This is a genomic window from Bradyrhizobium sp. Arg237L (assembly GCF_029990105.1).
Taxonomy (GTDB): Bacteria; Pseudomonadota; Alphaproteobacteria; order Rhizobiales; family Xanthobacteraceae; genus Bradyrhizobium.
This window is the reverse complement of record NZ_JAQMIL010000008.1, coordinates 163,091-173,321: the sequence shown is the minus strand read 5'-3', so window position 1 is coordinate 173,321 and position 10,231 is coordinate 163,091. Positions and strand designations below refer to the sequence as shown.

The 10,231-nt window shown below is 61.7% G+C and carries 12 protein-coding genes; 7 read left to right on the top strand and 5 right to left on the bottom strand.

Features of this window, described 5'->3' with window-relative positions; all coding sequences use genetic code 11:
• Positions 1 to 154: 154 nt before the first annotated feature.
• Positions 155 to 1,102, bottom strand: coding sequence for an AEC family transporter (locus OZ411_RS07370; RefSeq protein ID WP_282527393.1), 948 nt, complete (start codon positions 1,100 to 1,102; stop codon positions 155 to 157).
• A gap of 97 nt (positions 1,103 to 1,199) precedes the next feature.
• Between OZ411_RS07370 and OZ411_RS07365 the strand changes: the two genes are divergently transcribed.
• The 5 genes from OZ411_RS07365 to blaBJP all read left to right on the top strand — a co-directional run bounded on the left by OZ411_RS07365 (position 1,200) and on the right by blaBJP (position 6,984).
• Positions 1,200 to 2,081: a LysR substrate-binding domain-containing protein gene (locus tag OZ411_RS07365; RefSeq protein WP_282527392.1), complete on the top strand. Its 882-nt coding sequence runs from the start codon at positions 1,200 to 1,202 to the stop codon at positions 2,079 to 2,081.
• A 268-nt stretch (positions 2,082 to 2,349) separates the two neighbouring features.
• Complete coding sequence (locus OZ411_RS07360; RefSeq protein WP_282527391.1) at positions 2,350 to 3,534, top strand: peptidase M15; 1,185 nt, start codon at positions 2,350 to 2,352, stop codon at positions 3,532 to 3,534.
• A 121-nt stretch (positions 3,535 to 3,655) separates the two neighbouring features.
• On the top strand, positions 3,656 to 5,176 hold the full coding sequence (locus tag OZ411_RS07355) for a L,D-transpeptidase family protein (RefSeq protein ID WP_282527390.1): 1,521 nt from the start codon (positions 3,656 to 3,658) through the stop codon (positions 5,174 to 5,176).
• Positions 5,177 to 5,328: 152 nt separating this feature from the next.
• Entirely contained in the window at positions 5,329 to 5,955 is a 627-nt protein-coding gene (locus OZ411_RS07350) for a hypothetical protein (protein WP_282527389.1), read from the top strand.
• A 141-nt stretch (positions 5,956 to 6,096) separates the two neighbouring features.
• Entirely contained in the window at positions 6,097 to 6,984 is an 888-nt protein-coding gene (gene blaBJP / locus OZ411_RS07345) for a BJP family subclass B3 metallo-beta-lactamase (RefSeq protein WP_282527388.1), read from the top strand.
• Positions 6,985 to 7,005: 21 nt separating this feature from the next.
• Here the strand turns inward: blaBJP and OZ411_RS07340 are convergent, their stop codons facing one another.
• Complete coding sequence (locus tag OZ411_RS07340) at positions 7,006 to 7,347, bottom strand: hypothetical protein (protein WP_282527387.1); 342 nt, start codon at positions 7,345 to 7,347, stop codon at positions 7,006 to 7,008.
• 38 nt (positions 7,348 to 7,385) lie between these two features.
• Entirely contained in the window at positions 7,386 to 8,090 is a 705-nt protein-coding gene (locus OZ411_RS07335) for a Crp/Fnr family transcriptional regulator (RefSeq protein WP_282527386.1), read from the bottom strand.
• 251 nt (positions 8,091 to 8,341) lie between these two features.
• Here OZ411_RS07335 and OZ411_RS07330 point away from each other — a divergent pair, with 251 nt between their 5' ends.
• Positions 8,342 to 8,830: a hypothetical protein gene (locus tag OZ411_RS07330; protein ID WP_282527385.1), complete on the top strand. Its 489-nt coding sequence runs from the start codon at positions 8,342 to 8,344 to the stop codon at positions 8,828 to 8,830.
• A gap of 229 nt (positions 8,831 to 9,059) precedes the next feature.
• Here OZ411_RS07330 and OZ411_RS07325 read toward each other — a convergent pair whose 3' ends face one another.
• Together OZ411_RS07325 and OZ411_RS07320 are read right to left on the bottom strand one after the other, a co-directional pair.
• Positions 9,060 to 9,512: a CDP-archaeol synthase gene (locus tag OZ411_RS07325; RefSeq protein WP_282527384.1), complete on the bottom strand. Its 453-nt coding sequence runs from the start codon at positions 9,510 to 9,512 to the stop codon at positions 9,060 to 9,062.
• A 101-nt stretch (positions 9,513 to 9,613) separates the two neighbouring features.
• The gene (locus tag OZ411_RS07320; protein WP_282527383.1) at positions 9,614 to 9,745 is read right to left on the bottom strand and encodes a hypothetical protein; all 132 of its coding nucleotides are present in this window, start codon (positions 9,743 to 9,745) and stop codon (positions 9,614 to 9,616) included.
• Positions 9,746 to 9,801: 56 nt separating this feature from the next.
• On the opposite strand from OZ411_RS07320, the gene OZ411_RS07315 reads away from it, so the two are divergent.
• A complete protein-coding gene (locus tag OZ411_RS07315) occupies positions 9,802 to 10,218 on the top strand; it encodes a DUF3775 domain-containing protein (protein WP_130578008.1) in 417 nt (138 codons plus the stop codon).
• Positions 10,219 to 10,231 lie beyond the last annotated feature (13 nt).

Here is a 10,231-nt window from a genome sequence, read left to right as displayed (position 1 = left end):
CACCGGATCGAACGACGTGGGTAGGGCGGCGTGATCACGTCCTGCTGGTGCTTGCACTTCGATAGCCCAGATTGTCCGCAAAGGGTCAAAACCGGCAATGCGCCCATCGAGCCGAAGATGTCTGCTTAGCCGTCAAAAGCCGACATCTGCGCCGTTATGAGTACCCCCTAGCGGCCAAAGCGAGATACCCGCTCACGGTCAGAACTGATGCAGCAGTGGAAACAAGGATGACATTGGAAGTGATATCAGCCTCGCGCTGGTAGAACTCCGCCAGCATGAAAGGGCCTGTCCCGGTCGGGAGAGCCGCCAGCAGAACCGCAACATGGGTGAGCAACGGTGACAGGCCGAACACGGCGGTCGCCATGACCCAGGTGACGGCCGGCTGCAGGACAAGCTTGAAGCTGACGAGGAGAGCTGCCGATCCGATGTCCTGCTCCGTGGTCTCGCGCTTGGCTGCAAGGAACAGTCCGAGCGCAACAAGCGCACAGGGCGAGGCTGCGCCACCCAACAGTTTCAGGAAACTTTCTGCTGGGGCGGGAACACGGAGCCCGGCGAGCGGAACGATCGCCCCCAGCGCAGGCGCGACAAGCAAGGGATTGCGAAGCAGCGAGCCGCCCACCTTGATGAGAAGGTGCTTGCGTCGCTTTTCGGTTTGCAGGCCGGCCTCAATCAGCACGATGGCGATCGCAAACAGGATGCAGACCGTGATGATCGTGGCGATGAGGGTCGGGGCCAATGCGTCGCGGCCAAGCGCCACCAGCGCCAGCGGAAAACCGACAAAGCCAACATTCGCGTAGCCTGCATTCAGGCCGTCGATCGCGGCGTCGGCCAGGTGCCGCGGGCGGCGCAGACGAACGGCAATTGTCAGGCAGAAAACCAGCGCCGCGCCGATGCCGAATGCCGCGATGAAGCCCGGCTGCCAGACGTCGGTCCATTGCGCGTGCGCGATGACGTCAAAGAGCAGGGCCGGGAGCGCAAGAGACACCACGAAGCGGTTCAGTTCCGCCGACGCGTGGGAGCCGAGGACGCCGAGCCGGCGAGTGAGCCAGCCTGCGAAGATGAGCGCAAAAATGGGGAGGACGGTGGTGAGGGTCGAGAGCATCGGAGAGCCTGACTTCAAAATTGCCGGTTAGCTCTATCCGGCCGTTCTGATATCATCCAATACCGATTGACGCCCCCATCCATACCTTTTCGGCATCATGATCGACATCAGGCAGATGCGTTACTTCGTGGCCTTGGCCGAGACGCTCCACTTCGGGCGCGCAGCCGAGCGCCTCCACATCAGCCAACCGCCGCTGAGCCGGCAGATCGCAGCCCTGGAAAAGGAACTCGGCGTCCGCCTGTTCGAGCGTCACTCACGGCGCGCGACGCTGACCCATGCCGGCCGGCGCTTCCTGGAAGACGCACGCGCGGTGCTGATCAGCTTCGACCAGGCCTGTCGTAACGCGCGTCTGGCCGAGCGCGGCGAATTGGGCGAGCTTTCCATCGGCTTCATGATGCACGCGGCCTACACCGTCCTGCCGGGGCTGGCGCGGCGTTACATGGCCAATCACCCGGGAGTGCGCGTCGAATTGCGGGAGGTCGTTCCCGCCACTTTGGTCGATGCTGTGCTGGCCGGGCAGTTCGATGCAGCCATCATGTTCAACCCGGGCCCCATTCGCGGCCTCGAGACGCAGACGATTTATCGCGAGCGGCTGTGCTTGGCGGTGCACGTCAGCCACCCTCTCGCCGACCATGAGGTCGTCCGGGCCAAGCAACTCAATGGCGAGCCCCTGATAGCTGTCCCCACCGACGTCGCACCGAAGCTGCGCGAGGCGATCGTCGCCTATTGTCGTTCCGGCGGGTTTGAGCCCACGTTCAGGCTCGAAGTCGCACTTCAGCAGACAATCGTGAATCTCGTAGCGGAGAACCTTGGCATTGCCCTGGTGCCGCAATCCATGGGGCAGTTCGGCATTGCGAATTTGGTCCACCGCAAGCTTGAAAAAGCACCGACCATCGAGCACGTGGTCGCTTGGCGGCCAAGCAATCTCAATCCGGCACTCCAGCCATTCCTTGCGGAAGCGCGGGCCGTTGCCCCGTAACAGGTGAGTGCGTTGCTGCCGTTTCCCGCGCTTCGATTAACTACAATCCAATTTGTATTTGTCTGAAAGCGCGGCGTTCTGCCGCCCGCCAACCTGACGAAATCGCTTGCCGCGTCGGCAGCGCGTTGCATCCGGGCAACAGTTCCAGGAAAAAGTGTCAACCTGCACTTTCCGCCATTGTGCGTCCACAACTTGATCCGAAAGATCAACACCGTCGCATGCTTGGCTGTGTAACTCGGCTCAAGTGGAGCCCTTTGGAGGCTACGGGATGAACCCGCGGCAATTTGCGACAGTGGCGCCGGCGCTGTGCGGAACGATCGTTCTCGCAGGTTGGGTCGTTGCATCGCTCGGCGGCTTAGGTTCGGCCAGCATCGAGCATTCCGGCGCGCTGCCGATTGAGGACCACCCCGCACCATCTCTTTCCACCAACGTCGATCTTCCCACCAACGCCGAGCTCGCGGATGTACCACAGGAAGCCGCAGTGGGAAGCGCCACTGTCGTCGCTTCCGCCGATGTGGCCGCGGCCGTCGAGTCGGTGAAGGGGATCGTTACCGATACGACGGCGGCCTCGGTTGAGGCGGAACCGATCGTCGAAGCTGCGCCGCCCGATGCGTCGCAGATGGTGCCGCCCGAAATACCGCCCATGCAGATGGCGACAGCGAACACGCCTGACCCGGTCCTGAACGACGACGGCAGGGAGGCCGCAAACCGCATCGAAATTCTCGACGAATGCCTGGTCGTGGACATCTGCGTCGACCGATACCTGTGGGCGCTCTACCAACGTACGCCCAAGGAAGACACCAACAAGGTGTATGAGCAGAGGAAAGTGACAGTCCGGAAGAAGCGCAAAATGGTGACTGTCACCAGGACCTTTACCCGGCTCGTCGATGCAGACTTTACCTGGAAGGATCCGAAGGCGGCGGAAAGAGCCGGCATGCCGATGATGGACTACGTGATCGGAGGCATGGACCGGGGCTTCAAGCTGAAACTGTTCCATGCGCTTTACGCAGCCGAGCAAGCCGGGCTGTCGCCCGGCATCACCAGCGCGTTCCGCGATGACTACCGTCAATCGATCGCAAGCGGCCTGAAGGCGGCAAGCAACAGGTCGTACCATGGCGGAAGCTTGCGCGGCGGCTATGGCCACGGGCTTGCGGCCGATATCGTGAGCGTCAAAGGCGCGACACGGGCGCAGCGATGGATTTCCACTGAAACCCTCTGGAAATGGGTCGACGCCCACGGGAAGGAGTTCGGCATCGGGCGACCGTATCTCGATCGAGATCCGCCGCATGTGGCGCCGATCGACGGCAAAGAATATGCTTCTCACCACGGCGGAACGAAAGTTCGCCACGCGCAAGCGGATGTGAAAAAGCGCACCCGGCTGGTTATGCGGTACGATCGCGGCGCAGCGAAACGCACAAAAAACGCAAGAGCGTCGAAGGGGAGAACGACCTAACCATATTTCAAGCATGCGCTCCCACGACGCGGGCAAGCTCTGCCAAATTCCTTAATTGCGCCGCTCGAATGTCCCAAGAACCATACGGGTTCGGATCGGGCCGGCTGGTGCTGCAGATGGAATGCGCATGATTCCCTGTTTTGTGAAACGGAAGCGCAACCAGACACGGCGGCAGCCAGCGTATCTTGTCATCGCCGTTCTCGCCGCGCTGATCGCGGCCGGAGACCCTGCGGACGCCAGGGGCGGCCGGAGTGAGCGCTCGGTCGAATCCATCCAGTCGCGCATCGCCGGCGAACCGATCATGGCCATCGTTGCGCTCCAGGACCAGCGGATCACCGTTTACGACGCCAATGGCTGGATCCTGCGCGCGCCAGTGTCGAGCGGCCAGAGAGGACGCGAAACGCCCGCCGGGATCTTCAGCGTTATCCAGAAGGAAGCGGAGCACTACTCCAACCTGTATGACGACGCCTACATGCCGCACATGCAACGCATCACCTGGTCGGGCATCGCACTCCATGGCGGCCCGTTGCCCGGCTATGCTGCATCCCATGGCTGCGTGCGGATGCCTTTCGATTTCGCAGCGCGTCTGTTCGACGACACGCGGATCGGCTTGCGCGTGATCGTGGCACCCACGGATGTGGCGCCGATCGAGATTGCCCATCCGGCTCTGCTCCAGCCGAAGCCGGGCGTCGTTGCTTTGGCCGCCACCCGTCGCGCAGAAGCCGATGAGGCGGCCAGAAAGGCGGATCAGGCGAGGCTCGCCTCCGCGAAGGCTTACCGGGAATCAACACAGGCATCGATGCCGGTGCGCGTTGCGGACAATCTGAAGCGCAGGGCCGAGATGCAATTGGCCAGCGCCGAGGCTGCGCTTGGCTCCGCCACTTCGCCTGAGGCAAAAGAACAGGCCGAGCGCACCAAGGCGCAGGCGGTCACCCGCATTGCCGAGTTGCAGGAACAATGGACTGCGGCAAAGGCGGAGTTGCAACCGAAGCTCGATGCCGTCACGGCGGCGCGCGAAGCCGCCGTCGCCGCGGAGAATGCGCGGATTGCGGCAGCCGAGGCCGCACGCCAGGCGGCGCGCGAGCTCGAGCCGGTATCGGTGCTGATCAGCCGCAAGACCCAGCGGCTTTACGTCCGGCGAGCATTTGAGCCCGTCCTGGACAGCCCGGTCACCATCCAGGACCCCGATCGTTCGATCGGCACACATGTCTTCACTGCCATGGAGCCGACCGACGGCGGCAACGGCGTGCGATGGAGTGTTGTTTCACTGGAGAGCAGCCGTCCGCACGACGGCACAGCTGAACCTCACGATCCGGCACGCGGCCGCAAAGCTCGCGAGGTTGAGCCAAAGAAGACGGAACCAGCCGGCGCAACGGCCGCGCTCGACCGGATTGTCATTCCGCAGGACGTACTGGATCGCATCGCCGGGATAACGCCGCGTTCGTCTTTGATCATCACCGACGAGGGGCCGAGCTCCGAAACCAGCAAAGGAACGGAATTCGTGGTCCTCATGAGCGGCGAGCCGCAGGGAGGAATCAAGATGCGACGACGCGCTCCGGCGAGCGAGTATCCCTCCGCGCGCGTACGCGATCGCCAGCTTTTCTGGGGCCGGCCGTTCGCGGGACCGTTTTCCACGTGGTGAGGCGGTGCTTCTCGCACTGGTAACGACACACATGCGCAGTGCCAAACCGGACGTATCGCGGCGAAATCTGATGATGCGACAGCAGGCCGCGCCGCGCTGGCGTTCTTGATATCCGGAGCGTATAGTTGAGGGTCACTTGGCGGTAGTGCGGAATGTCAGTTTTCTCAGGCAGATTAGGTCTCGCGGTCACTTTAGCAACGCTCTGTCTGGGCGGACAAACGGCCCACGGCCAAGTTGCCCCCATGACATATTGGACTCCAGGCTGGCCCCTCGGCTTTGACAATGTGACGGTCGACCAGAGTGCGAACGCATACGGCAACTTTCCGAGCTTTGACGCCAGTGACGCTCGCGGCGGCCGCTTTTCCTATGCACGCTACAATTTCCCGAACGGGTGGTTCGTCGGCAGCGAACGCGGCGCCCTGGGCTTGAGCGGCATCAGCCAGTATGCATCCTTTGGCAATTTCGGCTCGCTCTATACGGAGGGCGTGCAGTTCGGCTACAGCTTCAAGAATGCGGGCGGGCTGCCGCTCACGGTCTATGCCGGTTTCGATACATTGAAATACAATACCGGCATCGGCAGCCCCTTCGCTCCCTTCGACTCCGTGTCCGGCACGTTGCCCGGCTATAGCGCGCATGCGGGCATCGAAATCCAGCCGGCGTCGAATCTCAGCCTGTCATTTGGCGTGGGCTACACCCAACAGTCGGGGCGCATCGACAGCGACATCAATTCGTCCTTGCTGCCCGGCGCTTCTCCGTTTGCCTTCGGCGCTCGTCGCTAACGCGCACGCTTCAAGGGCGTCGGGACAACCGGGACGCAGTCTCACAGCGTCGGCTCGAGCGAGATCATGCTTGAGCTGGCCGCTCAAATCGCGCATCAATGCTTTTTATTGCGCACCATAAAAAACAAAGGGGAGGCAATCATGAGGACGCTCACAGCCGCGCTGTGCGCCCTGGCGCTGTTCGCAACCGGCGCGCAGGCGCAAACCGTCAAGGATTTCCTGGCGCAGGTCACCAAGAAATGGACCACGCCGTTCGAGCCGTTTCAACTGATCGGCAACATCTACTACGTCGGCACCGACGGCATCGCCGTCTACATTATCAAGACGTCGCAGGGCCTGATCCTCATGGACACCGCACTTCCGCAGTCCACCGGCATGATCAAGGACAACATCGCCAAACTCGGCTTCAAGCTCGGCAACATCAAATACATCCTGAACACGCACGCGCATTTCGATCACACCGGCGGCTTTGCCGAGATCAAGAAGGAGACTGGCGCGCAGCTCATTGCGGGCGAACGCGACAAGCCCTTGCTGGAAGGTGGATACTATCCCGGTGATGAGAAGAACACCGACATCGGCTTCCCGCCTGTGAAGGTGGACCGCGCCGTCAAGGAAGGCGACAAGGTCACGCTCGGCGACACCACGCTGACGGCGCACGCGACGCCCGGCCATTCACCCGGCTGCACGAGCTGGGAGATGACCGTCAAGGACGGCAATCAGGACCGCGATGTGCTGTTCTTCTGCAGCGGGACCGTCGCGCTCAACAGGCTGGTCGGCAACCCGACGCATCCCGGTATCATCGACGACTACCGGTCGACATTCGCCAGGGCCAAGGCGATGAAGATCGACGTGCTGCTCGGCCCGCATCCGGAAGTCTACGGCATGCAACAGAAGCGCGCGCAAATGAAGGACGGCGCGCCGAACCCATTCGTCAAGCCCGGCGAGCTCGCAACCTACGCGGCGGGCCTCGAACAGGATTTCGACAAACAGCTCGCCAAGCAGACGGCCGCGCTCCAGAAGAGCAACTAGACGCCGTGAACCAGTGGCTATTTATAGCGCCGTGCCGCCGCCAAACTTGGACGGATCGTTGTAGCTCGGCGTGTCGTCGTAGTAGTGCACTGGCGGCCGAGGCGCTTCATAAGCCCAACCCGGAACGGCGTAGAACGGGCCAGGCGGAACCATGATATGTCGCGGTTCGAAGTGGTGATGCATCGTCGCCGCACTCGCCGATGCAGACAGGATGATCAACAGGCCCAAGGCCAAGAAAGCACGCATCGCGTTTACTCCAATTAACCTGTCGCCCTCTTTCATCTGATGAAGTGCGTTCGAGCCGCCATCGTCCCAAGGCGTGGCGGCTTCACGATCTGTCACATCGGCGGGATTATCGGGCACGCCGGCCGGTGCGCGGCGCCGGCCCAGCCTCCGACGGCTCACGCATCGGCCATCTTCTTGAAGGCCTCCCGGTCAACGACCTTGACATGGTGTCGGCCTCGCGTGGTTATGATCTTCTTTACGACGAGCGCCCGGAATGCGCGGCTAAGCGCCGGAAGGGTAATGCCGAGATAGTCGGCGATGCTCGAACGATCCATCGGCAGATATATTTCCGAGATCGGCTCGTTCCGCGCAATCTGCAGGTGCTCCTGGAGCTCCAGGAACATGGCGAGCCTCCTCACCGCTCTTTTCTGGACAAGGAGAACCGCATGATGCTGCGCCTGACGCAATTCGTCGCAGAGCTTCACAATGACCTGCACGTCGAGATTGGCGCTGCTGCTCAGAATCCGCTGCACCGACTGCAGCGGCATCTTGTAGGCGATGACCGGGGTCGTGGCCCTGGCCGTGTTGGTGTACCGTGCCTCCTCGGTCAAACCGAAGAGGTCGCCGGGATAGAGAAAGGACATGACGGGCGGTCCGTCCGCAAGCATCCGATATGCGGTGACGACCCCGCTTATGATGTTGAACACCGCATCGGCGCGGTCGCCTTGATTGTAGATCCGCTCACCTTTCTCGAGGCGAACGATCGCAGCGATCTTTGCAAGCTGTGCGCGCTCGTCGTTGCTCAACAATTGATGCCGGACACGCTTCTTCGGATTACCCGGCGTCCAGGGATCGGTCGCACGAATCGCGGGTCCCGCCATGCGAGTTGCGTTAGTCGGCATATGTCGTCCACCTCTTTCCATTGCTGATGATTAACCGATCTGCCGGGTTTCTTTTTTGATCGCCGTCAAAGAATACCTACGTTCGCCGGCGTTGGCGCAACCGGAACTGGCCGCGAACACGCGCCGCGCAAATTTGATCCTGATCAAACTTTCGCCCACCAAGGAGGCTGCCTTTTTTCAGTTGGTACGCGATAATTTTGGCGGTGATGGCGGAATGGGGAAAGCGGTCGATGTCGTCGGATTCAAGCGATCCCCGCCTGACCTATACGCAGAATATCGAACGATACCGCCGGCTCCTGAAGACCCAGTTGAGCGATGCCGAGCGAGAATTCATCGAGCGACGGATTTCCGAGGCGCATCGCGCTTACGAGACACCGACCGACAGATTCGTGGTCCGCGCCAATATCGATCACTTCCTGAAGGCTTTGTGGGACGACGACCTGACGCCGGAGAAGCGGTCCACCATCACCAAATTGCTGATCGAGGAGGCGAACAAGCTGAGCCACGACCTGGAGCAGCTTCAGTTCGCGGAGGATCGAGTACTGGCCGGCCGGAAACGTCTCGAGCAGCTCAGAAGCAAATTGAACGACCCACGATTCGATCCGGCCAATCGATCGCAGGCGAGCCGGCTGCTTGCGACAATGGAAGAAACCCAGCGGTTGCTGGAAGAGTTTTGCGAACAATTGCGCCGCAAGGTCATTGGCAGGGATGGCATCTAGAGCATGATGAGATGAGGTCGGATCGTATCCGCGATGAACGCTGTGCTCCCTCTCCCACTTGCGGGAGACGGCCGCGGTGAGGGTGTCTCCGCGATGGGACTATCCGTGGGGAGAGAGCCCTCACCCGCTGCGCCAAGAGCGCAGCGACCTCTCCCGCAAGCGGGAGAGGTGAAACCAAATCGCATCACGCCATAGCCCGCGATGGCTCGCGGGTCGGCGACCTCGCGCCTCAATAGGGCTGATCGCGTATGTGCAGCATGTACAGCACGCGGGAGATCATCAGCTCCCCTACCAGAAAAATGCCGGCACAAATGATGATGTCGACCCATGTCAGCGATAGCGCGGTCTGACAGACCACCAACGGCAGAAGCGATTCCGGAATCTGGTCGAGCCCAATCGCCTGGGCGCTGGACGGCAATTTGAGACGACGTTTGATGAAGCTGGAGATGATGTCGCCGAGCATGGCAAGGCATCCCACCAGAGCACCCGTGGCAACGCTCACGCCAAGCGCCGGCGCAGCCGCCGCAGTGACAGCGACGGAAAGGACGACACCCCTGATCGTCTTCGACTGGCCCAGCAAGGGGCGGCCATCAACGAAATGCACCCCGGCATCCAAAGGGAATGCCAAACGAGACCCGAATATTTTCTTTGCGATGACCGGCGTGCCGTTCGCGAAGGTCAAGAGCGCGAGCGATTGCAGGATTGGCCAAAGGTCCATCTGAGTATCCTGCGCCGGCGCACGGCAGGTCGGGTACAAAGGATAGACGCGCCGCCCCTGCCAATTCAACCTTCAGCGCCTCCACGATAGGACGCGACCGCCTTGCGAACAAGCACCGCGACGTCGAAGCGGCGGTCGACATACTGACGGCCTCTCGCGACATTGCGCCGCGCTTCGTCGCCGAGTTTGACCCGCATCAATGGAGTACCATCACAGAACGGCTAGGTTGGCGGTCTCAGCGAGGAGGTCTGCCATGAACGAAATTCCCCAAATTACCATTTCCTCCGCGAAGGTCGCGGCGATCCTCGCGAAGGCACGGCAGTTCGACGTCAAGGACGCGGTGACCGACCCGGAGCCCGCCTCCAACGCGAGCGACGATGCCATGCTTTCGGTGCTCGAGGATCATCGCGACGATCCCGTCAGCGGCGAACTGACGGCGATCATCCGCGGCCTGAACGAGGACGAACAGGTCGACCTGGTGACGCTTACGTGGCTCGGTCGCGGCGACGGCGAACTCGACGAGTGGGACGACCTTCGCGCGGAGGCCGCCCACGCGCACAACAGGCGCACGGCGGAATATCTTCTGGGAATGCCGTTACTCGGCGACTATCTGGAAGAAGCCTTGTCGCAGTTCGGGCATTCCGTGGAGGAGTTTGAGCAGCCGCTCTAGAGCGTGATGACTT